Annotated in this window: 17 protein-coding genes and 1 pseudogene; 9 read left to right on the top strand and 9 right to left on the bottom strand. The window is 43.9% G+C overall.

What is annotated here, in order from left to right:
- Nucleotides 1-460 precede the first annotated feature (460 nt).
- From rpmH to IEU85_RS07085, 8 genes and pseudogenes are all read left to right on the top strand, one after another.
- Nucleotides 461-595, top strand: a complete 135-nt coding sequence (gene rpmH, locus IEU85_RS07120) for a 50S ribosomal protein L34 (RefSeq protein ID WP_093961566.1) — start codon at nucleotides 461-463, stop codon at nucleotides 593-595.
- A 49-nt stretch (nucleotides 596-644) separates the two neighbouring features.
- Nucleotides 645-1076 (top strand): ribonuclease P protein component, encoded by a 432-nt coding sequence (rnpA, locus tag IEU85_RS07115; protein ID WP_188355569.1) that lies wholly within the window; start codon nucleotides 645-647, stop codon nucleotides 1074-1076.
- 154 nt (nucleotides 1077-1230) lie between these two features.
- Complete coding sequence (gene yidD / locus IEU85_RS07110) at nucleotides 1231-1542, top strand: membrane protein insertion efficiency factor YidD (protein ID WP_229714828.1); 312 nt, start codon at nucleotides 1231-1233, stop codon at nucleotides 1540-1542.
- Between the two features lie 2 nt (nucleotides 1543-1544).
- Nucleotides 1545-2582, top strand: a complete 1038-nt coding sequence (yidC, locus tag IEU85_RS07105) for a membrane protein insertase YidC (RefSeq protein ID WP_188355567.1) — start codon at nucleotides 1545-1547, stop codon at nucleotides 2580-2582.
- 169 nt (nucleotides 2583-2751) lie between these two features.
- A pseudogene (locus IEU85_RS07100) lies at nucleotides 2752-3300 on the top strand (Jag family protein); the annotation flags it as partial.
- A gap of 700 nt (nucleotides 3301-4000) precedes the next feature.
- Nucleotides 4001-4663: a 16S rRNA (guanine(527)-N(7))-methyltransferase RsmG gene (rsmG, locus tag IEU85_RS07095; protein ID WP_188355565.1), complete on the top strand. Its 663-nt coding sequence runs from the start codon at nucleotides 4001-4003 to the stop codon at nucleotides 4661-4663.
- 344 nt (nucleotides 4664-5007) lie between these two features.
- Nucleotides 5008-5949, top strand: coding sequence for a ParA family protein (locus tag IEU85_RS07090; protein ID WP_188355596.1), 942 nt, complete (start codon nucleotides 5008-5010; stop codon nucleotides 5947-5949).
- 1 nt (nucleotide 5950) lies between these two features.
- Nucleotides 5951-7423 (top strand): ParB/RepB/Spo0J family partition protein, encoded by a 1473-nt coding sequence (locus IEU85_RS07085; RefSeq protein WP_188355564.1) that lies wholly within the window; start codon nucleotides 5951-5953, stop codon nucleotides 7421-7423.
- Nucleotides 7424-8292: 869 nt separating this feature from the next.
- On the opposite strand, the gene IEU85_RS07080 is transcribed toward IEU85_RS07085, so the two are convergent.
- The 8 genes from IEU85_RS07080 to IEU85_RS08740 all read right to left on the bottom strand — a co-directional run bounded on the left by IEU85_RS07080 (nucleotide 8293) and on the right by IEU85_RS08740 (nucleotide 21706).
- On the bottom strand, nucleotides 8293-9000 hold the full coding sequence (locus tag IEU85_RS07080) for a DNA alkylation repair protein (RefSeq protein ID WP_188355563.1): 708 nt from the start codon (nucleotides 8998-9000) through the stop codon (nucleotides 8293-8295).
- A 212-nt stretch (nucleotides 9001-9212) separates the two neighbouring features.
- Nucleotides 9213-10940: an ATP-binding cassette domain-containing protein gene (locus tag IEU85_RS07075; protein WP_188355562.1), complete on the bottom strand. Its 1728-nt coding sequence runs from the start codon at nucleotides 10938-10940 to the stop codon at nucleotides 9213-9215.
- A 901-nt stretch (nucleotides 10941-11841) separates the two neighbouring features.
- Nucleotides 11842-12369 (bottom strand): NAD(P)H-dependent oxidoreductase, encoded by a 528-nt coding sequence (locus tag IEU85_RS07070; protein ID WP_188355561.1) that lies wholly within the window; start codon nucleotides 12367-12369, stop codon nucleotides 11842-11844.
- A 220-nt stretch (nucleotides 12370-12589) separates the two neighbouring features.
- A complete protein-coding gene (gene trxB / locus IEU85_RS07065; RefSeq protein WP_188355560.1) occupies nucleotides 12590-13537 on the bottom strand; it encodes a thioredoxin-disulfide reductase in 948 nt (315 codons plus the stop codon).
- Nucleotides 13538-13805: 268 nt separating this feature from the next.
- Complete coding sequence (locus tag IEU85_RS07060; protein WP_188355559.1) at nucleotides 13806-16334, bottom strand: protein kinase family protein; 2529 nt, start codon at nucleotides 16332-16334, stop codon at nucleotides 13806-13808.
- Nucleotides 16335-16524: 190 nt separating this feature from the next.
- Nucleotides 16525-18189, bottom strand: coding sequence for a murein biosynthesis integral membrane protein MurJ (gene murJ, locus IEU85_RS07055; RefSeq protein ID WP_443093425.1), 1665 nt, complete (start codon nucleotides 18187-18189; stop codon nucleotides 16525-16527).
- Between the two features lie 98 nt (nucleotides 18190-18287).
- Nucleotides 18288-20864 (bottom strand): DUF6049 family protein, encoded by a 2577-nt coding sequence (locus tag IEU85_RS07050; protein ID WP_188355557.1) that lies wholly within the window; start codon nucleotides 20862-20864, stop codon nucleotides 18288-18290.
- Between the two features lie 11 nt (nucleotides 20865-20875).
- Complete coding sequence (locus IEU85_RS08740; RefSeq protein ID WP_229714822.1) at nucleotides 20876-21706, bottom strand: NUDIX hydrolase; 831 nt, start codon at nucleotides 21704-21706, stop codon at nucleotides 20876-20878.
- A gap of 76 nt (nucleotides 21707-21782) precedes the next feature.
- On the opposite strand from IEU85_RS08740, the gene IEU85_RS07040 reads away from it, so the two are divergent.
- Nucleotides 21783-23201: a CCA tRNA nucleotidyltransferase gene (locus IEU85_RS07040; RefSeq protein ID WP_188355556.1), complete on the top strand. Its 1419-nt coding sequence runs from the start codon at nucleotides 21783-21785 to the stop codon at nucleotides 23199-23201.
- A 154-nt stretch (nucleotides 23202-23355) separates the two neighbouring features.
- Here IEU85_RS07040 and IEU85_RS07035 read toward each other — a convergent pair whose 3' ends face one another.
- The gene (locus tag IEU85_RS07035) at nucleotides 23356-23991 is read right to left on the bottom strand and encodes a LytR C-terminal domain-containing protein (protein ID WP_188355555.1); all 636 of its coding nucleotides are present in this window, start codon (nucleotides 23989-23991) and stop codon (nucleotides 23356-23358) included.
- Nucleotides 23992-24050: the final 59 nt, after the last annotated feature.

The following is a 24050-nucleotide window of genomic DNA, read 5'->3' as shown; positions in this document are numbered from 1 at the left end:
ATGGGTGCATACAGTTCCTTGTAGGGTATACAAATTAGCTAACAGTGGTGGTAGCTATCTTCATGCAAAGTGGTATGTCCCTGTGTTTACTATGCACAATAATACGCCTAGTAGAGTCTTTTATACGCTAATTTCACAGAGTTATCCACATGTTCGCGTGTTGCAAAATATAGCAAATCCCCAGAAAAATGCAAATTGTGGATAACTTGCATTGTACAGTTTTACACCTGCATAGAGTAGTGGAATATATAGTGAATTCACCGTTGAGAAAACCTAAATGTAGTTATGTATTGGATGTGGTAGTAGGGTGAAGAAGTGCGATATTTGCGCGACACGCTATATGGTGTAAGGCTTTATCTATCGACATTGAGTTTGACACCGTCCTGCGCTATGTGTACATTAGAAAGGCTTGACTCATGAGGGAGCCATGCCCGGACATGGCCAATAAACGGGAGCAGATATGAAAAGGACATTCCAGCCAAATAATCGCCGTCGTCATATGAAGCACGGTTTCCGCGCTCGCATGCGTACACGTTCAGGTCGCGCCCTGATCAACCGTCGTCGCGCAAAGGGACGCAAGGTACTGTCCGCCTGATACGGCAGTTGCACTATACACATGAACAGCACAGTCGTGCGGGGGTAAGTTGCAGCGTCTTAAGAGTCACCGTGACTTTGTAACGGTTTTGAAAACTAGGACCAAAGTATCCAGTAAGGATCTTGTGGTCCATTTTCATATCCGATCAGTGAATCAACAGATTGATGAGATTCAATCTGCAGAAAAGCCGCAAGTGTGTCGCCGAGAGTGCGCTGAAGACACACAACGTCGGCTTGGGTTGGCTGTCTCTAAAGCCGTTGGTAATGCTGTGGCGCGCAATCATGTCAAACGCAGACTGCGGGTGTTAGCAAAGCACTATGAGACGCTATTACCACAGTATTGTGATGTCGTTATTCGCGCAAAACCAACAGCGAACCATGTGTCATTTGCGCAGCTTGATCAGCAAATCGCACGTACTTTTACGAGCATTGCTCACAAAGCTACAAAGCATGAATCTGCAAAACACACTGTCAGCGAATAACAAGTAGCAGATTAACACAAGTGATACATGCATATGTATGATTTATGCATGGTTCATATCTCGTAATACATACCGAGTAGATAGTGCACTGAATATGAGTATGGTACAAGAATGTACTGGGAATAATACGCAGTATCCACAGCATGCGCAACGTATTCAGAGTATAGCCGCAAAAGGTCTTATCCGTGCTGTTCGCTGGTATCAACGTCGAATTTCACCATTATTTGGACCAAGTTGTAAATATTATCCAACATGTTCCAACTATGCATTAACCGCACTGCGCCGATTTGGTGCAGCTCGTGGTAGTGTACTAACTGTCTTACGGCTACTCAGGTGTCGACCATGGAGCCGCGGTGGAATTGATGATGTGCCGCAACAATTCTCAATTTTTTACCGATTTTCTTGGTCGAAAGCTCATGAAGAGCCGAGACTAACTCCATTGCCTACTGAGGAGAGTACAGACTAGTCATGAATCCTGCAAGCCAACAAACGTTTACACTTGATAGTGCCGGCATTTTTGCATGGCTATATCGTTTACTGTACCCACTTGAGTGGTTAATGACGCATATTTTGAACGTCCTGCACAAGGGTCTAGTTCTTATCGGTTTTAACGATGGTCCAGGTATCGCTTGGGTACTTTCTATTATTTTGCTGGTAATACTGGTACGACTTCTGATTTTGCCACTATTTATCAAACAAATGATATCCATGCGCAAAATGCAGGCGATGCAGCCAAAGCTCAAGCATATTCAAGATAAGTACAAGGGCAAAAACGATCCAGCAAGTCGTGAAGCGCTCAATCGCGAGACAATGAAGCTCTATCAGGATACCGGAGCAAACCCGATGGGATCGTGTGTACCTGCGCTGATTCAGAGCCCTATATTTATGACCATGTTCTACGTACTTTCATCGGTGAGCTATATCGCACGCGGATTGAAAGAACCATATGGTGCATTTAGTCAGCAGATTGCAGCGGATATTGAGGATACCCACGTTTTTAATGTTTCTTTGGCTGACGTATTCGGTAGCACCTCTGGCGGCGGTCGTGTAACCATTGGTATTTTTATTGCCTTAATGTGTTTAACCCTCTTCCTGTCTCAGTACTATAACCTGCGTAGAAATATGCCAAAGGACCAAATCGGCGGTCAGCAGTATCGCATGCAGCGTTCTATGGCATTTATTTTCCCTGTAATGTACATCTTCTCCGGTGTAATGTTCTCCTTCGCTGTACTCGTATACTGGCTTACCAATAATTTGTGGACTTTGGGACAGACTATTTGGCAAGTTGAACATATGCCAACGCCAGGATCGCCGGCAGCAGAGGCTCGCGAGATTCGTGTACGCAAGCGCGAAACTGCTCGACGTGAACGTCTTGGTTTGCCAAGTCTTGAAGAAGAGGCTTTGGAGAAGGCTCGTCAAGCAGAAGCAGCGCGTGCTGAAAAAGGGCATCAGCGTCAACAGCCATCGCGTGGTAAGAACAAGTCACGTAAGCAACGTAATAAGTAACATAAGTAATTTGTCTTATCGAGTAGCGCCGCAATGAGCTACTATCAAGCGTCCTGTGTGGAAACATGCAGGGCGCTTTTGTATGGTATTCGTTGTGTTGTTCCTGCTATACGGCTAAACTATGGGGTAGTTATGTTCATGCTTGTGTAAGGTTGTGTAAGGAGTTCTTATGACTCAACTAGATTCGCAAAGTGTTGATCAGCTCAATGAAGAAGCTGATATTGCTGCCGACTATTTAGAGGGTTTACTTGATATTGCCGATTATGAAGGCGATATTGAAATGGGTATTCGCAATAATCGACCAGTTGTGCAGATTGTTGCTGATGATAATACGGATATTAAGCACCTTATTGGACGCAATGGTGAAGTTGTTGATGCTTTACAGCAGCTGTGCCGCCTTGCAGTACAGCAGTCAACTGGTGAGCGTTCGCATTTGATTGTAGATGTTGATGGGTATCTTAAGCGTAAGCGTCAACGCCTGCGCAATGCTGCACTAGATGCTGTTGACGAAGTGCGTGACACTGGTGAGCCGGTATCGCTGGATCCAATGAATTCGTTTGAGCGCAAAATTGTTCATGATGTCGTGCGAGAAGAGGGCTTGCGCTCGCGTTCTCACGGTGAAGAACCTCATCGTTATGTGACCGTATATATGAAAGCCTCTGCAGCGCGATCAGCTGAGGATCTTGATGATCTGGAAGATGCTGATAGTGTTGAAGATGAAGCTTTTGACGAGGTTGAGCTCGAGGACGTGATTGATCTTTCTGATGACACTCAGTCAGGTGACGAACTTGATGATGTCGATGCTTTCGATGGCGACCTCGATGAAGATTTGGATGAGGACTCTATTGAAGAACTTGACGATGATGACGTCGAAGTCTTTGATGATGATATTGACGAAGATGATATCGATGATGAAGCCGACGATGAAGATGTCGATGGCGAATAGCACTAGGTGAACCAACGGTAGTCGTATAGTGCTTACGTATTGTTGATGATGGTGTCTTACGCAGTTGCGTGAGGCACCATTGCATTGCTTGGCAGTATTGTTGTGCTAATTCTGGAAGTACTATGATGGTATGTTGTGTAGTACTGTGCAATATGGTTGAATACTATGATGTAGAGTTGTCAGGGTTTACTACATTTAGTTTATCGGTAAACTAAAGTTGTAGAATAGTGGTTGGAGTACTGGTTTCGTGAGGTAAGAGTTTCACGCCGCTCAAAGTGATTAGTGCCGTACCTTAGCCAGCAGTGTTTTTGCTTATATGCACTGAATGTACTTGAATAGTTATTGTAAACGACTATGACGCTTTAATGTTTTGTCGCACTATGGTATGGGCTTGCTATAATACCATATGCACAGGTAGTAAAGCATAGTGCACTGTATTTTTACTGAATATTTTGGACAGTAAGGAATTGGCATGGTTGATCAGCTTGAGGGGAACCCAATACTTCAAGAGGTTCTTGGTAAGGCATATGAGCCATTGCGTATGTTTCACGTGAAACTCGAGCAAGAGGGTGAGCCACGAGGATTGATCGGACCACGAGATGTGGATATTATTTGGGAACGTCATATCCTTAATTCTGCAGCTATTGTGCCATTTATTACTGATAATTTCGGCGTGACTGACTGGCAAACAGTACAAGGGACTATCGCAGATGTTGGTTCTGGCGGTGGATTCCCAGGAATTATTATTGCAGCTTGTTTGCCTCAAGCTTCGATAACCTTGATTGAACCAATGGAACGTCGTGTTATATGGCTTCAAGAAGTTGTTGATGAGTTGCAATTGCAAAATGTGCAAATTCAACATTGTAGGGCAGAAGAAGCTGTTGTTCCTCAGCATGGTTTTGATGTTGTCACATGTAGAGCTGTGGCGCCTATGCGCAAGTTGGTCGGGTTTACTATGCCTTTGCTGCGGCATGGTGGTCGGTTAATTGCATTAAAAGGTGCAAGTATTGAACAAGAAATTGAAAAAGGGCGCTCTCAGATTACCAAAGCAAAAGGTGTTAATCCCCGAGCTTATGAAGCACCTGTTGGACCAGGGTTGCAATCAACTCATATTGCCATGGTGGATAAACGTTAATATTAGTGGGTGATAAACGCCCGACTATATCAATTTTTTACTTAGTTTTACTTAGTTATCCACAGTGTTTTTGATACATTGTGGATAACTTGTTGATAGTATGAGCTGAGCGAGTATTTGATATTTCGTTGAAAATAATAGGTTTCAGGGGATAATGAATAGGTGTTTGTGGTTTCTATTCGGTAATTAGAGGATAATATTATCCACTTATCCACAATAGGAAACTTCTTATTTTGAAGTGGATTTTAGTGAAGTTTTGAGTAGACTACAGATAGTTATCATTTTATTTTGAAAGGCTTAATATGGCGAATGTTTCACGTGAAACATCAAAGTCAGATGAACGTATGGAATCTGCATCAGATGTATTGCGACGAATTTTTGGTGGGTCCTCTTCTGTAGGTGCTGAGATGGCTGATACGCTTCGCCGTAAACAAGCATTGCGCAATAGCACCTATCCAAAACCATCTCAAACACGTGTGATTGCTGTTGCTAATCAAAAAGGTGGCGTGGGCAAAACAACATCAGTAGTTAATATTTCTGCTGCTCTTGCCGATGCTGGAGCTCATGTACTTGTGATTGATTTGGATCCGCAAGGTAACGCTTCTACAGCATTTGGCATTGAACATGCTTCTGGTAGTGATTCTGTATATGATGTGCTAGAAGGACGTAAAGCTATTGCTGAAGTAAAGTCTACGGCTGTAGATTTTCCAAGTCTTGATGTAGTTCCATCTACTATTGATTTAAGTGGTGCGGAGCTTGAAATTGCGAACTTGAGCAAGCGTACATATTTATTAAAGGATGCCTTAGACGCTGCACTAGCAGATAATAATGAACACTATGATTACGTTATTATTGATTGTGCTCCAAGCCTTGGGCTTCTTGTGTTAAATGCATTATGCGCTGCGCATGAGGTGATGATTCCAATTCAGGCGGAATATTATGCGCTTGAGGGCTTAGGACAACTGTTAAAAACTATCGGATTAGTTCAGTCGTCCCTGAATAAGGATCTTATTGTCTCCACTATGATGGTCACGATGTTTGATAAGCGTACCATTCTTAGTCAAGAAGTCTATGACGAAGTGCAGCGTCATTATCCATCTATTTTATTGAAAACGACTATTCCGCGGTCTATTAAGATTGCAGAGGCTCCGAGCTTCAATAAAGCGGCTATTAGCTATGATGCTAATGGTAATGGATCTGTTGCTTATCGTGAGGCTGCGTTAGAGATTGCTCAACGCTCAGAAGAAGTATTACGTATGATTGATGCACAGAAGAAGGGCAAGTGAAATGGCTAATCATGGACGCAGATTAGGCAGGGGACTAGGAGCATTATTTCCAACACTGCCTGAGAGTGAAAACAATATTGCAGAGCAGCAGCCTGAATCATCAAAAATTCAGCAGGAGACTACTGAACAAAAGGATCCTACGGATACCGATAAGCGAAATAACAATGTTTCACGTGAAACACAGCAATTAGAACATGAACATGGTATGCAGCAGGGGATCAAAAATAGTGCGCCTGAAGCTGGTGCTGCTGATGTTTCACGTGAAACATCAAAAATCCGTGGTGTAGAGAAAAAGAATTCAAGAAAACGTCCAACAATGCCTTCTCTTGCGGACTCAGTGCACCCAAGTAATATGTTCTTTGGAAATATTAGCGCTACCGATGCATTAGATGGTGAAAATGCGCAACGCGGTATTGATACAGTTATAGCCGATGTCCATGTACATGACGCAGCTACTTCCGCTGAAACTACGCAAAATATTGAGGTAGAGGAATCACAAGCGCCTGATGTTTCACGTGAAACACATGCACATGAAACATCAGAACAGAATTCGCAGGGAGCCGCTATTGTTAAAGAACCATTGCAAGATGTAACTGGTGGTTATCTCACAGAATTGCAGATTCATGATATTGTTCCTAACGCGAAGCAGCCAAGAACAATTTTCGATGAAGATGATTTAGATGAACTATCGCGCTCTATTGCTGAGGTTGGTATTCTACAGCCAATTGTTGTTCGTCCACGAAACAGGTCTGCCAATGATTCCGATGGGCAATATGCAATAACTTCTGATGACAAAAACGTACAGCAGGAGTCAGCACATTATGAACTGATTATGGGGGAGCGTCGCTGGCGTGCTTCACAACGAGCTGGACTAGATACTATTCCTGCTATTGTGCGTACCACTTCTGATGGTGAAATGCTTCGTGAGGCATTGCTCGAAAATTTGCAGCGCGTTGCGCTGAATCCTTTGGAAGAAGCAGCTGCATATCAGCAAATGCTTGATGAATTTGGTATTACTCAAGCTCAGCTATCGAAATCGGTATCTAAGTCACGTCCACAAATCGCTAATACTCTGAGGTTATTACAGCTCCCAGCGAATGTGCAGAAGAGGGTTGCATCAGGAGTATTATCTGCTGGACATGCACGTGCGCTACTCAGCTTGGGTAACGAAGAGCAGATGGAAGCACTCGCCAACCGTATTGTATCTGAAGGGCTTTCAGTCCGTTCCACAGAAGAAATCGTTTCTTTACAAAACACCAAGAAGAACAATAAGAAAAAACATCCAACAGCTCGCAATATTTGGGCTGGAACAGAAACGCTTCAACGGCTAGAAGATCACTTTAATACAACGGTAATGATTCGTGGTACGAAGAAGCGCGGTAAAATCGAAATCAATTTTGCTTCGGAAGAGGATTTTCAACGTATTCTGGATTTGCTGAATAACCAGCAATCTGAAATACAGGAGTGGAAGTAGTAATTAGTTGCTTTCATAATTTATCCTGGTGCCCTGCCTCATATATTGGGGTAGGGCACTTACTTATCTGTAGTACTATCTAATAACGTTGTGCCATCCAATAACGACGTGTTACCTAATAACGCAGCGCTATCTAATAACGTAGTACTATCCAATAATGCAGTACTATCCAATAACGTATATCTATAGTTGCTATTTAATTTGTTGTCGAACTGACCTGGTAGGCGCAAACTTGTCCAAAATTCATATCGGCTGTTGCATAATATGTAGTCTCACCGTTGATTCACAATTCAAATCAGTATGTAATTTCTAGACTAAGTCTTGGTTAGTAATATTTGTATTGCTGCCAGATTTATAACATCACATGTATGGTGTATTTATCTGATCTTAAGTTGTTGTAAAGCATTCCTCCGTGAATATACAAACCTATGAATACGTGTTTCACGTGAAACATATCAATAAGGCTTCTGAATCCATACAGAGAGGTCGTACCAGTACAACGTAATTTGTTTATAAACGTTACAAATATGTAGAGCGTATGCGCATATAAGCGCTGGGGAATTAATAAATCGTATTGCAGTCTAATAGGTGGAAAAGTGTTTCACGTGAAACAAATATCGTGAAGTGATGCTGAACAGTTATATATACAAATAATAGAAACAATATATACTAATTGAGAAATCGCAAGTCGAAAAAGCCGGAAAACGAAAAGTAGCAGAAGAAAAGTATAGTACGTATTACTCAGTGATAGTGGACAGCATAAGAAACCTAAGTACGGTTACGGAAATGCTGAATAATCGTTATAAGCAACACCGCAAAACTAAACTATTTGGAAAATACATTGTGCGCTTCGAGAAAACGTTAAGTGCCTACTGCTGTTTAAGTGTAGTTCGAATTGCCTTCATCTGTTCTCTATCTAATGCATGAGTTTTTCTACTTTCAAGTATTTTTTGTATGGTCTTGCGCTTGACACGGAGTTCTACATTACTTTCAGTAAGCATGGTATAGATGATTGATGGTTGGTATTCGAATAGTGTTGCAAAATACCATGCCCTCATCATATCCACGTAATAGTGATCTGTATTCACTGAACAAACTACCAAATAATCCTGCTCTTGGAATTGTGACTTTCTAACGAGCTGCATAAGTAACAGTATTGCTACACGCTGTACATATGGTTTTGTATCTGTAATCCAAGTCAGCGCGCAACTGCGTAACGCATCAGGATCTCGGCCAATATATTTCGGCGACGCGGCATCAGTAACCATCCAATTGTCGAGGAATGGGTGAAAATCTTCCATCGCTTGTTGCCAAAGTTGATTATCACGATATGAATTCAAGATAAGCATGTGAATGATATTTTCTTCAACATAGGTATGAGGGAGACTCGCACAAAATGCTTCGTCCTGATGATTGCGAATAAGTGTTTGCGCTATCGTTCTGCAATCTTGCATAGTAACACCTATTACACGGGTAGGTTCAATCGTAGGCAGTAGCTTACTAGTAAATGCTTGGCGCTGCGGAGAGGAATAAGATACAAGCTGATCATAAACCAAGGATTGAATGCTATTGCTCATTTCGTTCCATTCAGAAAAATCCGTGCAAATAGAGGTTGCTAAGATACGTGCAAGAATATCGTGTGTAATACATGTATTGTACTGCATACGTGGTGGCCGTCGTACGGGGGAGTACTGTTTGTATGTTCCCTTGCACGACATAACAGCTATATTGCCTATTGCATCTGCATTACTACAATAGTAATGATTTACACCAATACCCAAGGCATACCTTATGCTTGCAAATATTCTCGTATGAAGAATTCATTATGTGATGCTACCACAACAGCTCCAGGAAAATCATGCAAAACAGGAGCAAGAATTTGGGCCGAAGAAATATCAAGATGATTCGTTGGCTCATCCAATATAATCAGCTGAGGAGCATGTGCCAAGCCTACACACAGAAGCAACTTTCTCGCCTCTCCTGGGGAGAGCTTATTGCCAGAAAGGATATGATCCGGATTAGTATTAAGCTGTGCAATATTAGAAAGTACTTCCGACTGCTGCTCTTTTGGTAGTTGACGGAGTTCTTCTAGAGCATGCTCAATAGTAGCTTGACTGACTGTTTGCTCGATAATCAATGCTGGTACGGAATTCGACTCTCGGTTAAGTGCGGCTATAAGCACTCGCAGTAATGTGGATTTACCGAGACCGTTTGATCCCGTAATAGCAATATGATCTGTTGCTCCAATACTCACTGCTGGTATTTGCATTTGATCTATCGGCACACCAGCACTAGTGGCGTCCTGTGCTTCGCCTTCGTTGGAACGCAATGTGATATGCCAACGAGAATCAGTGCAGTGCAAGATAGAGATTTGTGTATCAGCAGTATTCTGCGCGGAGGCAGTGCTTGTCTGAGCGGTAGTGCTTTGCTCAGCGGTACTATTCCTATCAGAGAATGCTTGCTCCGTCCCTATTGATTGCTCGCCAGACTTATTAGTATTCGGTAGCACATAATCTGTTCCCATAGCGATACTACCTTGGGGGAGTGAGACTAATACTGTGCGACTGCTTGCTTGAGAGGCGTAGCGTATTTGCCCGCTATATCGTTTTGCTGCAGTTTCCAAAGTATCGCGTTGTTGTTCCAGATTTTGTATTTTCGTGCGGAATCGAGCATATTCTTGGCTGACTCCTGAATCTAAGCTGGTTGCCTTGGCGAGGTTTCTTGTAGCTCTTGCATCATGGTCATGCATATCAATTCTGGCATGCTTCTGTGTTTGAGCATGCTGAACTTTTGCAAATGATTGTTGCTGAGCGCGTTGCAAAGATTGCATTGCATTGGTATGCTGTGCTATTGCTTGCTGCTGAGCATTATGTTTTATTGCAATTTGCTCCTGAGTTTGTGAATAATTTCCTGAATACATGTGTACTTGTACGCGGTTTTCTCCTTGGACATGTACTCGTTCAAATACAGCACACTGCTGTGCTACTTGGTCTATGAGTTCGATATCGTGTGAGATAAGCATTCCAACACAAGTAACATGCTGTAGTGTTTGTGCAATAATCGATCTAGTATAAGCATCGCAGTGATTTGTAGGTTCATCCAATACCACCACATCAGAGTGCTGAGCAAGGGCACAGGCTATATGGATTCGGCGAGCTTGCCCTCCAGAGAGCTCCGCGTAACAGTATAACCAATCTTCTTCAATGCGCAAATCACTGCGTAATTGAATTGCCAACTGGGACCAATCCGAACAGAACTCATTAAGATTTGTTGGCGGATCGGCTATCGATTGAGAGCAGTAGGATACAACGAGTGAGCTTGGTGTTGGTATAATACTTCCAGAAGAGATAGGAAGCATACCGAGAGCGCATCGAGCAAGTGTTGACTTCCCGATACCATTATCTCCTGTAATGGCAGTCCATCCTGGAGTGAAGGTTAGTGTGACATCCTCAAAGATTGGTTCTCCCTGGTTTGGATATGTGTATGTAATATGGGAAAGTGTTAGTGGACGTAACATTATTCTCCTGATTATTTGGAATACAATGAGGCGTCAGCAAAAGAGTTAGATATAGGAAGATTAATAAGTGGCGCCTCGTGGTCAGCAATAAATGGAACTCAAGTATGCATCTGTGCAGTATTTGAGTTACATCACCATCGTAGGCCACCTTTCTTTTAAGTCTTAATTAGTATAACAGTTATCTGGACAAAGGGTAATGGGATTCTTTTTCAAAGACTGCGAGCAATCGGTTCAATATCGGATATCTGTTTTCTATGAGTGGAGTCGTGCCCTACTATGTGTTTCACGTGAAACACCAGCTTAGTAATAGGTAAACTTGAATAGAGTAACGAACAAATTTATGCTAGGATAATCAACCGCTTTACGTTATTTCGCATAAAAGCATCGGACAGTATTTTGCCAAGTCGAAGCATATGGCCAGCGATACGTTCTTGCCTATATGCTTGAGTTAAAGGTATTGAATAAGGTTTATCAAGTTTTCAGCATAACTGTTTCACATGTTTCACGTGAAACACAGTAGGGAAGTGCTTCAGAGAAAACAGAGGAATATGTGTTTAAAGCTAAGAATGATGGAGTAAACTGATACGTACTAGAGCGATAAATTCCCGAAAATCTATAATCACAGCGCGAAGAATTTTCATGTTTCACATGGGGATAGACAGCTTCAGCGAATAGCTACGCTACCTCCGTATATGCAGTGGCGATAAAACACCGAGGCGCTACTGCTACATGACTGTTTCACGTGAAACACGCTAAATGCTAATCATAGAATAGCTTTTATATATAAAACATTTATATATAAACAGTATTTGTGAATCGGTAATATCTGTTCCTCTAAAACATATGCTGTGTTTCACGTGAAACACAGCATAATTGTATAGCACGGCTATAGTGCAGTTCGCTAGTTTTCATATCGCAGCATCAACTCGCGGTATGCTTCTTGTTTATATAGTAGTTGCTCAGGCGTTAGCGATGAGCCACCAAACACAATAAAAGGTTCTTCCCAGATCATACCCGTGTTGTATTGTAATGTTTCTAATGGTTTCAACAGTGTCTGTGCGGTTACATGATATTCGCCTGTTTCAGAATACTTCTCTTGGCGCGCACCTACAGACACTACAGCGCGATACGTTTTTCCTTGTAAAGCATGCCCTGTACTGCCATATGCCCAGCCATGAGTGAATACTGCATCTTCCCATGCGCGCATCAGAGGAGGCATGCTATACCAATACATTGGAAATTGGAATACGATATGGTCGTGTGCTGCTAAAAATTCTTGTTCTGTTTGTACATCAATCTGAAAATTAGGATATAACTTGTATACATCACGAATCTCTACTTGTGGCATATCACAGATAGCGCGGCTCAACGCTTGATCAACAGTAGAGTGTTCGAGCTGAGGATGGAAAACTAATACGCCAACAGACATGATATCCCTTAAAAGAGTAGACATTAATTATGAGAGTAGAACATAGCAACTACACGTGTGATGAACAAACTCAAACTGTAATCACCATCATACGGTATCGAAGTTGATAAGTGCAGCGCTTCATAGTACTAACGATCTTGTAGCACTATATATAGAGCTACACCTATCAACGAAGAGTCGAGACTCCACTATTACTGATGATGGTAAAGTTAGAACCAGCTTACGCTTTATCAGTTAAATAGTGTTGAGCATCAAGTGCTGCACGGCATCCCATACCTGCTGCAGAAATAGCTTGCTGATACACGCTATCAACAACATCGCCTGCTGCAAAAACACCTTCTACACTAGTTCGTGTTGAAGCTCCGTCAACCACAATAGTGCCGTCTGGATTAAGATCCACAGCACCACCTAAGAACTCAGTCTGTGGGACGTGACCAATAGCAATGAAAATACCGTTGGCTTCAAGCTCGGTGATCTCATGAGTCTGTGTATTTTCAAGCCGCACTGCGGTTGCTGAATTATCATCACCGAGCACTTCAGTAACAATAGTATTCATCAGAATATTGATTTTTGGATTGTTCTTTACACGATCCAACATGATCTGAGATGCGCGGAAGGAATCGCGGCGATGAATAAGTGTGACGCTTGAGCCAAAGCGAGACAAGAAATCAGCTTCTTCCATCGCCGAATCACCGCCACCAACAACTACAATTGGCTTGCCCTTGAAGAAGAAGCCATCGCAGGTAGCACAATACGATACGCCTCGACCAGAGTATTCGATTTCTCCAGGAACTCCGAGTTTGCGATATTGCGAACCAGTAGTAATAACAACTGCCTGAGCGGCAAAGTCGCCACTTGCATCAGTATGCACCGTTTTAATATCGCCAGAGAAATCAACACTAGTTACATCATCATATTCAATAACAGTGCCAAATTTTTCTGCTTGATCGCGCATATTGTCCATCAAATCTGGACCCATCACGCCGTCAGGAAAACCTGGAAAATTTTCTACTTCTGTAGTATTGACTAACTGTCCGCCCGGTGTTAAAGCACCGGCGATCATCAGTGGCTTGTATCCTGCACGTGCAAGGTACAACGCAGCTGTATATCCGGCTGGACCGGAGCCAATAACAATAGCTTTTTGCACTTCACGAGTCTCTTGAGTCATACAGCATAGTTTAACCTGAAACGCGAAGAAAATATAGATTTCAGCAGTGCAGTCACCCCAGAGCATAACTGCATGTATGGAATCGTATACCTCTTGTACGAGAGGACATAAAACTTGTATATGCGCTCGCGTAGCTTATTCAAGGTCTTGTACTCGTGCATAAGAGAGTCATGCTCACTACATTGATAAATGTATAGCAACCTATGCTGCCTACTCTGCTCATATAGTTATGCATATAAGCAAGATATACGCAGCTACCCGATATATGTTAGTACACCTCCACACTATTGAAATACAATCCAGATGCACCAGAAGCACTTGTTGGAGTGCTATCAACAGGCACCCAAATAACAATATCTTGTGTGTTTACTTTTTTAGTGAGGCGCACTTGTGTAGTTCCCGAAGGGTCAAAACTAAATTCACCAACTTGCTCTCCACTAGTAGGATTCCCTGCAGTAGCACCTGCATAAATGTATGCTTTTCCACCAGATTGACGCAAGGAAATAACAACGCGTGATACCTCGTGAGGGTTATCAAGGCGGATATACCAACCGCGACCTTTGAGATCGCCTGGACGGTTTAAGAATGTCTGACGAACGGTAGAATACGCAGTTGTGTTTTCTGGTTTTGGTGCTGGAACAGCACTGGCTTTTTTATCAGCGTTGGAAACTTTAGTTTTTTCCTTCGTCTTCTTGTCATCAGCCTTGTCATTAGTTTTGTCGCTATTATCTTTATTAGCTTGTTGCTGCTTATGTTGTGTCTTATCTGTAGTTTGTTCAGATTGCTGAGTCTTCTGAGCTGATTCGCTATGTTGCGCTTCCTTATCATCGCCACTAGCATTGTCATCATTATGTTGTGCTGATTCATTTGGGAAAGGCACATTATTAGCGTTGATTGAAGGCCATGCAGAACCTTGTGAACTCTTGACTTGCGATGATGGCGTTTCAAAAACACCAAGTGCGGAAGCAGCCCAGACACCCAGTGCCACCAACACTGCAATAAAACATACTGCAATGGTGACACGAGATGTCATGAAGGTCTTTTTTGAAGCTCGTTCGTTTTGCTTTTCCTGTGCTGTTTGAGCTTCTTGATCTAGGCGTGCTTCTTGAGCTTGTGCAGCACGTTTTGCTTGCTCTGCTTTTCGCACTTGTTCAGCATATTGTGCAACTGTAATCGGTCCATCTGGAAGAGGGAGAATATTTTGTGTTGGAGCTTCTTCATCCTCTTCCAGTGCTTGTGCATCTAAGAACAATTGCTGTTGTGTCTCTTGGCTACTTTGAGATATATCAGTATCAGTATCGGCGCTAACAGTAGGATCTCCTAAAGCCTGTGTACCGCCCTTTGCAAGTCGCGATAAATCACTAATCGCTTGAGCTTGTGCGGTGTTACCACTATCGGAAGATGAGTTAGCTGAGGTAGGAATACCAGTCTCAATGGTCTGTGAGACAGTGGTATCTGATTGGGCGTCGCTGTCTGTATGAGGATGACGGATAGCGGAAGCGTCAAGGCTTAATGTAGGTTGCGTAGTATGTAGTGCTTCTTGAGCTGCCTGAGCTAAATTAACTGTCTTGCTACTAGCGCTACCAGCACCTACTAGAATAGCACCATTAACTGAATTGTTAACTAAAGATTCATCAATAATTGGGAAACTGTTATTAGTATTAGGTTTATCGATAAACTGACGACGAGCTTGTGGAGCATGGGACCAATCATTATGGTGATCCTGCTCAAAATCCTCGAAAGTTGCTTCTTCTACTTCATGGTGTCCACTAAATAACTGAGCACGCGTCCACTCTGGCTCTTTTACCTGAGGCTGCCGTGCATTTATACGCTCAGGAGCAAAGACTGATGGTAATGGTTCAAGAGTCGTGTTGGAATCAGTATACTCATCTAAGAAATCAATCAACTCGATTGACTGCAAAGATCCACGAGTAGGGAATTGGATATCATTATCAGAAAGTGCCTGAATTGGTTGGTAATCGCCCAATAATGCGCTAAACTCATCAAGTGTGCTCAGTGGCACAGGAACTGGATCTCCTGGAGCATGAAGCCCAAGCCCTCGCTCACACAAAATAGCAAACTCTTCTGGAATATGCTTGCGGTGCTGAGCAAAGAGTTGATGATCAAAATCAATTTCACGCAGCATTTGTGGATTATAAGATTGCCACGATTGGAATTGATCGCCGGTAAGCATCATGCACAATGTTGCAGCAAGCTGTCGGATCAGCGCCGATTCTGTATCTAAATCATTGAGCTCGCTATTGTCCTGTGCCATACGTTGTTTTGAGTCTGCATTAACTTGCACAAGGGGAGTAAATGCGTAGGCTAGAGGAGCATCGGCAAGAGTGACCCCCGAAGCATCTACACGTATCACAGCAGGAGAGATCGTCGGGTAGTTAAAGCCTTCTGCTCGAGCAGATACAACTGCTTTAATGGTCTCTCCCATAATAGAGCGGGTGGCTTCAATGCTAAAAGGTTGTGTTTGTCTGGCTTCTGCACCCAAAATAAAGCGCAATACAGAAGTGCCACGATCTAAACCCATAACCAATAAAGCGCTGCCATCTGCATTGCGAATCTGCTCAATAGGTGTGAAATATTGGTTATGACTTAACGCCAAAGAACCGGCAATTTCACTTGCTTGGCTTGCTAGCCCGGCATGAGTGATAATAACAAGTTGGCAATCATGTGCGAGCACACGATCAGTTGCTCTCCATACAGCAATACCATGTGCTTGACGCAACAATTTTTGTAACGCATAGCGTCCAATTAAGACATCCCCGGTTTGCAGTTCAATCATGCCACTATCTTTCACAACTCGCACAAAGTATTATTACCGCAGACTGCAATAGCGTTGAACACAACTCCGCTACTGAGTGAAGCTGTACCTATTCTAATGATGGCACATCACAACCACGCCTTATAAAAGTCTCGTAGAGCAAGAAATTGAGCAACTATCACAAATAGTACAAAACTGATATGTACAATTACTATCGTCGCAAGAGTTTTTGCTTCACCATAGTCAAAAGAGTACGCACTTCTGGAACCTTACATAGATGCAGAATACCGCCATAAAGCACTATCATCACTACACTACCAATAATGCATATCACAACAGCTTGCACCCAAGACATGACGCCTGCTGCACTCGCAGAGATATGCCAAATCGCCATAAGTTCATGCAATACTATCCAACAAACACCAGCTGCAATACAACCTGCTAACAGACTGTATAGCAGGGTACGAGCTAGAGTGAGTGCATCATGATGCATATGAGGCATACGCCTGCGCAGTCGAATAAAAAGATATGGCATTGCGGCGGCATTACTCAGTGCAATAGACCAACCAACAGCGCTCGCCCACCATTGCGGCGGCATTATTACAACGGAGAGCAACATAAGTACGCATTGCACACTTACCTGCACAAGGGCTACAAGGAAAGTACTGCGACCATCTTCAAAAGCATAAAACGTTCGCTGCGCAAGCAAGAACACACTTGCCGGTAATAGTGCGACAGACAGACCGATAAGAGGACCGGAAATAAGTGCAGCATCATGCAGATTTACTGAGGGCAGTAGTGCACGAATAATAGGCAAGGGCATAACAATCAAAGCGGCCGAGAAAAACACCATGCATAGCACTACAAGGCGTAGGGAAGAAAAGAGATCATGCTGTGCCTGATCAATGCGATGCTTGCTAATTGATTGCGCAAGTTTAGGAAAAGCCGCAGTGGTAATAGATACTGCAATTAAAGAGTATGGAAGAATAAATAGCGAATAGGCATATTGATATGAACCATTTCCAGCAACATTGTATAAATCGCCAGCAGCATGAGGGGCGCCAGTATTAATTTGCGAGGTAATCATGCCAATAACTAGATCAATAGCAGTAATAGCCAAAGACCAAGCAGCCACACGTCCCATAGATCGCAAACCAAGCCCACGCAATCCCCAACGTATACGATAGTGCAAGCCGATTTTCATGAGAGGAATAAATAAGACAAGTGCTTGTACTGCAACACCAAGTGTCCATGAGCCAGCTGTAAGAGCTAGAGTCTGCGCATTCCAAAAATCAAGTGGGCGACGGCTTGCATTGCCGAAAAGCACGATAAAAACTGTAAAACCAGCACAACTTATCACATTGGCAAATACAGAACTCCATGCGTACATGCCAAACCGCCCTGTGGCAGCCAAAATCTGCCCAAGCACTAAATATACCCCGTAAAAGAAAATTTGTGGCATACACCATAGTGTGAATGCGTTAACTAGCGCTCGCTGCTGTGAATCCCAATTGGGATTCACATATAGTCGTGTAATTAGTGGCGTAAGAAACATCATTGTTGCAGTAATGCCAATAAGCAGTGCCATAGCAAGCGTGATTAACTTATTCAGTCGATCTTTAGCGTCGTGATGTTGTAACGTGCGTACAATTTGTGGAACTAATACCGCGTTAAAGATACCGCCTGAAATAAGGGTAAAAATAACTTGAGGAATAGTTGAACCAGTTTGGTATGCATTAGCAGCAATGCCGGTTGTGCCTATGGCAGCAGCGAGTAGAATAGAGCGAATCTGCCCAGTAACGCGGGAAGCAGCAGTACCTACTGCCATAATTAAGGAATTTTTTCTTACGGAGGTGTTGGCGTGCTGTGGATGCATTGTAGGTGTTTCAGGAGATTCTTCAAGCCTCGCAGATGATGACACTTGAGTTGGCATGTCGACTAATTTGTCAGCAGATTCATGAGTTGATATAGTGCTCATTCGTCAGGATCCTTGATTCTGTGGAATTGTCGCCAAAGACCTAGAAGCCCAAGCAACACAGCAAAACCGAGAATAACATACCCACTCCAGTCGCTGATTTGGAAAAAGCTAGTAACAGTTGTTTGCGTTGCTGTGCCAAATGTTTGCCCGGAACGATCTTGCAGTGAGAGCTTGACTGTACTGCGACCTGATTGAAGAATGTTGATATTTATGGTGATTTGCTCTTCACCATGCGCAGGAATAGTAATCGTGTCGGTTACTGCGGATTGCGTAGCCTCTGTACTGTATTGGTTTGTGGCGGAGCTACTTGCGTCTGCATTGCTATGAGTCGTATCTGCATGAATACTTATACGATTGCTGTCGGCTTGAGCTACAAGATGCACGCTGACTGGGAATGGATGATTATTAGCAAGCGTAATTGGCATCTTTCCGCTTTGACTCACAATATTAAGTGCCTCAGGCTTGGCAATAGATACTCCGTCAAAGAGACTGTTGCCAATGGTTTGCGCACCTTGAATGAGAGGGGTAGCATTTGCTGCTTCAACTCCGAGCGCTCGTAATGCAATCATATGTTGTGCAGCAAGCAGTGTGCTTGTCCAAGTGTCCGCAGCGCTAGTACTGCTTTTCAACTTATGCTGCTGAGAACCTTGAGCACCTTCAGAACCTGATGACGATTGCTCTGATGCGTCATCTGATGCTGTACTTGATTGATCAGTGCTGGATTGGTCCGTATTCGATTGGTCAGTATCGCTTGCAGTATCCCCAGACTGGGTGCTATTGGATTGCTGACCTGCTTTTGTTGATTCAACGTTGGCATCTGGGTCTAGGATATCGTTGCTAAATCGCCCAATATCGCCGAAAGATTGAGCAAGTTGTGTCAGTTGCTCAGTACGCTGTTTTGTCAATTCTTGCGCCGAAACATGGCTATACTGCCAGAGTGCCTGGGTATTTTGCGAGATTGCAGTTGCTTCTTTGCTATCCATACCGTCTGGAGCTTGCAACAAATCGTTGATGGAACTGATATGTAACCATGACGATTGCTCTATCGTAGTCATCAGCTTATCAACCAAAGTTGATGGCGTATTGCTATCAAATGTTATCAGCAGCGTGCGCGAAACATAGGGTTGTTGCATTTGATACAGCGCACTTTGTGCAATAAAGCGGTTTATTTTTCCAGCATCCGTTGATTCAGCCACAGCTTGACTGTCCGTTTGCTGATTATGCGCCAATAGGCTTAACTCTCGTTGCGGTGTCAGCAAAGTAATATCGCCCGCATCCGTATGCACTGTGGTTTTTGTATTGGCTACGGCGGTGGTTGTTTCATCTTCGTAACCGTTGGTAGCTATTACTGCTTGGTATCCAGCTGTTTTAGCAAAGGCAAGTGCATCTTGGCTCCATGGTGTTTGGCGTTGCCAGGCAATTGCTGGAATTGATGCTGAGGTTTTACTATCAGTTGCATATTGCAGTGTTTGTTGTGCTGCGCTCGCCGAGAGTGTTGTAGCGGTAATTCCAGTGGCTTGCCATTGTGCTGTAGGTATTGCTTCCTCTGGCGCCGTTGTCTGAGCAGTGCTTTGTGCATATAACGCTATATCAGCATTTGCTGGCTGCGTGATGGCATGATACTGCATTGGCTGGGTAAATTGGTAGGCACTATCGGGATCGATGATGTTCTGCAACCCAGCATGACGTTTAGCAACAGCTACGAGTTTAGCGTGGTTGGTGTTCTCTTGCTTGGATACTGCAAGTACTTGTGCAGCTGCGCGCTTGGCAGTGGCATCTATTTGAGACGAGTGTTGCTCAGTTTGGCTATTTTCTAAGGGTTCATCCGTTTTCTGGGCGCTAGTATTACTGGAATTACTGGTGCTAGCATTGCCCTTAGTATTAGCGGCGGTGTCCTTAGTATTAGCGTTATTACTGCTTTGTGTAAGGGACTGCATTGAGTCTGCTGAGGAAAGTTCTTGAGCGGTTTGTTTATTGATGCTCCACGTTTGGGCAGTAATGGGTAGTACAGGCACAATATTCATAGCTGGCGTGTGTACTACAGCAAGTCCGTCTGTGGTTCTGGTAACAAAAGTATGGAGAGAAACGGTGCCTGCATTGGTGCCAACATACTGAATAAGTATTGGTTTTGCGCCCCATGAGTTAAAGAGCTGGAGTGCTGAATCTTGCGCTGGGGTAGTGATATCAACAGTAGTGTGCGCGCCTGGTTCAAGTGTTGGTACATCGGCTGATCCGAGCATGGTATCAAGGCGTTGTAGTCCTCTTACTGTTTGCTGGCCTTGTGCCCATTCTTGCATAACAGTGCTTGAATCAAAGATAAATTGAGGATTAGTAAGTACGCGCAACTGACCGGGGTCCAATGTGCTTTTTCCGGTATTAGTAATGGTGATATGCGCTTGGTAGCCGCTGGAGTCACTGATGACTGCGCTGGTATTATCGCCCAGTGTTAGTGTTGCAGCTGCTTCGGCTGCGGCATATGCAGGTTTAGTAAAGCCAAGTAACACCAGCGTGCACGTGACTACTAAACACATAATTGTGCCAAGAATTGCGCCAAATATAGTGTCTTTACTCAATCCAACTCAATTCACTCGTGTGACTGCTTCCTGTATTTACGCGCGTATAACCATGCTATTCGTCGCTCATTAGGATAACTCAATACACTAGTCAAGTCATCAAAATTCACCCAAGCAGCATCTTCTGCCTCGTGATCTGGATCGCCTTCTACGGTTAGTTCTCCACCAATCATGCGCAATGCGTAATGGTGTACTAATTTATGAACACGCTGTGATGAACCAGTAAACCAGTAGTCAATAGTGGCAATTGAGGCGATTACTTCACCCAAGATTCCAGTTTCTTCATGTACTTCGCGTACTGCGGTTTGTTCAGGGGTTTCTCCGCGTTCGATATGACCTTTTGGCAAGCACCATTCAATATGCCCAGAGCGTGAGTGTCGAGCAATAATAGCGACACGCCCACGTGCGTCAAAAATTAACCCGCCTGCCGAATATTCACGGACCACTGGCAAATCCCGCGCGTCTAAGGATGCAAAAGTCGTTGGTTGGTTTTGTTTACGCGCCATAATTGCTGGTGTTGGTGTGCCAGTTAATGGTTTGTGCCGGCTGGCAGTACCTGAAGTAGTAGTATTTGGGCTATCAGCAAGCTCCCGTTCATCAATAGCTTCTTCTTCAAAAATACTTTCACCCTCAGGTAGCCACAATGTGATATGTTGTCCATATTCTGGAGTTTCTGATCGGTATAGCGGCTGTTCTGTTAGCTCGGATGAAGCTTGATATGCTGCATACGACGCTTCGATTTCTTCTTGCGATACCCCATGAGTTACCCTATTTTGGGCATAGTTTACCGGAGAATTGGCTGCTCGTTTGAGCATACGTGCTACATCTGCCGGTGAAGTCATACTTATTACTGTACGCATAGCTATGTGCAGGTGGGGTGACGATACGCTATTACATTGAAAATGAAAGGAGACCGGCGTGGCGTTTACAGTATGGCCTGAGGCTCTTCAACTAGGCGAATTATTCCGTCAAGCAGGTTTTGAACTTGCTTTAGTCGGCGGACCGGTTCGCGATTTACTGCTTCATAGGCCGTCTCATGATTTAGATTTTTGCACGTCGGCACGTCCAGAAGAATTTGAACCAATCCTTAAGGCATGGGGAGATGGTTTTTGGGATATGGGTCGTAAATTCGGTACTCTTGGCGCCATTAAACGCCGACCAGATGGTACCGAAGTTAGCGTAGAAATTACCACATATCGAAGTGATACCTACGACCCCAATTCGCGCAAACCAGAGGTCAATTATGGCGATAGTTTAGAAGGCGACTTATCGCGTCGAGATTTCACCGTAAATGCTATGGCTTTACGTCTGCCGGAGTGTGAGTTTATAGACCCATTCCATGGTGCGAATGATTTACAAGCGCAACTGTTGCGCACGCCAGTTGACCCAAGGCAGTCATTTGACGATGACCCTTTGCGTATGATGCGCGCTGTCCGCTTCGTAGCGCAGCTAGGTTTTACTATTGCCGCTGATACTGCGCAAGCAATCACTGAGATGACGGAGCGTATCCGCATTGTTTCAGCAGAGCGAGTGCGTGATGAACTGACCAAACTGCTACTGAGTGCAAACCCACATGCCGGTATTGAAGCACTTGTGGAATCAGGATTAGCAGATATTGTGCTTCCAGAAATACCAGCATTGCAGTTGGAATTGGATGAACATCACCGGCACAAAGACGTATTTGCACACACATTGATGGTGCTGGATCGTGCTATTGCGCTAGAAACTGACGAAGAAGGACCAGTTCCAGCTCCCGACTTAGTACTGCGTCTAGCTGCCATTATGCATGATGTAGGCAAGCCAAAAACACGCAAATTTGAGCCAGGAGGCAAAGTAAGTTTCCATCAGCATGATTTAGTTGGTGCCAATATCACGCGCAAACGTTTGAAAGCGCTGCGTTTCGATCATCATATTGTCGATGATGTTGCCAAGTTGGTGGAGCTTCATTTGCGTTTCCATGGCTATATTGACGAACCTTGGTCAGATGCTGCTGTGCGTCGCTATGTGCGTGACGCGGGGCATTTATATCATCGTCTGAACCGTTTGACGCGTGCCGATGCCACAACGCAGAATAAGCATAAAGAAGCCATGTTTGCTCATGCCATGGATGAGATGGAAGCTCGCGTTGAAGCTTTGCAGCAACAAGAGGATATTGACGCCATTCGTCCAGACATTGACGGCAGTGAAATTATGCAAATTCTAGGTTTGACACCTGGTCCACTAGTCGGCAAGGCACGCAAACATATGCTTGATTACCGTCTTGACCACGGCCCTGTCGACCATGATGTTGCAGTTGCAGAATTACTTCGTTGGGCGCAAGAAGAAGGACTATCATAGTAAACTACTGAAACTACTACTACTAATGCTACTCAATATGGATTACGCTATATATGTTGAGTAGTAATAGTAGCGTAAGGCTAAACTGCGCTCTACTAGAGCGCAGTTGTATGACTAGAGCGTGTTAGAGCGCGTATGTACTACGCGATAGGCGCTAGTTAACCGGATCGTGCTGTACGGCTTTTGGCAGTGACTTCATAGTATCGGCACTTACGCATCCTTGGATTTTTGTAAGTGCTTTATCGGCAGAAAGATGAATATCTTTTTCATCATTGAGATCCGAGAAAGTTGAACCAATAACTACATCAATAAGCTTGTCCTCGCGGTCATCCATTTGTAAGATGGCGTCATTAAATTGCGCTGCAAGTGTATAGGCTTCGTTGATGGTGTTTTTGCCAAAAAGGATTTGTGTGCGCTTAATCACTTGGGTGCCAGGATAGTTACTTGCCGGCTGCATAACAAAGCCTCTGAAAGCGAGAGCAGAGGTTACTGCATCCGCCAATCCTGATTTTCCGGTGCCGTTAAGCACACGAACATTGATATTGCTGTTGGTTACAGCCATTGCATTACCGTCTTCACCTGCAACTGGACATGGCACACTAACTCCATAGTTAGGGGCACTTGTCACATTTGTTGACTGAGGCTTTTTACCGATGAACCCAAAAAAGACCAGCAGGGATAGCACAAGAGCAACAGCGAGTATTGCAATAGCTACAGTAAAAACCACAGTCTGACGGTCACGAACAAACTGTTGTCGAGCCTTGCGCTCATCTTGGACTTGCGGGGTCATAAGCACCTCTTACAAAATCTATGGCGAATACCTGTCACTACTGTAGTCTGCGTCCATGA

Source organism: Galliscardovia ingluviei, from assembly GCF_014635685.1.
GTDB lineage: Bacteria > Actinomycetota > Actinomycetes > Actinomycetales > Bifidobacteriaceae > Galliscardovia > Galliscardovia ingluviei.
This window is presented reverse-complemented; position numbering and strand designations above follow the sequence as displayed.

Excerpts from the sequence above, each read along its gene's own strand:
- murJ (WP_443093425.1), bottom strand. The coding sequence starts at position 18,189 with ATGCATCCACAGCACGCCAACACCTCCGTAAGAAAAAATTCCTTAATT.
- rpmH (WP_093961566.1), top strand. The coding sequence starts at position 461 with ATGAAAAGGACATTCCAGCCAAATAATCGCCGTCGTCATATGAAGCAC.
- IEU85_RS07070 (WP_188355561.1), bottom strand. The coding sequence starts at position 12,369 with ATGTCTGTTGGCGTATTAGTTTTCCATCCTCAGCTCGAACACTCTACT.
- IEU85_RS08740 (WP_229714822.1), bottom strand. The coding sequence starts at position 21,706 with ATGACTTCACCGGCAGATGTAGCACGTATGCTCAAACGAGCAGCCAAT.
- IEU85_RS07035 (WP_188355555.1), bottom strand. The coding sequence starts at position 23,991 with ATGACCCCGCAAGTCCAAGATGAGCGCAAGGCTCGACAACAGTTTGTT.
- IEU85_RS07075 (WP_188355562.1), bottom strand. The coding sequence starts at position 10,940 with ATGTTACGTCCACTAACACTTTCCCATATTACATACACATATCCAAAC.
- IEU85_RS07080 (WP_188355563.1), bottom strand. The coding sequence starts at position 9,000 with ATGAGCAATAGCATTCAATCCTTGGTTTATGATCAGCTTGTATCTTAT.
- IEU85_RS07060 (WP_188355559.1), bottom strand. The coding sequence starts at position 16,334 with ATGATTGAACTGCAAACCGGGGATGTCTTAATTGGACGCTATGCGTTA.
- IEU85_RS07085 (WP_188355564.1), top strand. The coding sequence starts at position 5,951 with ATGGCTAATCATGGACGCAGATTAGGCAGGGGACTAGGAGCATTATTT.
- yidC (WP_188355567.1), top strand. The coding sequence starts at position 1,545 with ATGAATCCTGCAAGCCAACAAACGTTTACACTTGATAGTGCCGGCATT.
- rsmG (WP_188355565.1), top strand. The coding sequence starts at position 4,001 with ATGGTTGATCAGCTTGAGGGGAACCCAATACTTCAAGAGGTTCTTGGT.
- IEU85_RS07090 (WP_188355596.1), top strand. The coding sequence starts at position 5,008 with ATGGAATCTGCATCAGATGTATTGCGACGAATTTTTGGTGGGTCCTCT.
- trxB (WP_188355560.1), bottom strand. The coding sequence starts at position 13,537 with ATGACTCAAGAGACTCGTGAAGTGCAAAAAGCTATTGTTATTGGCTCC.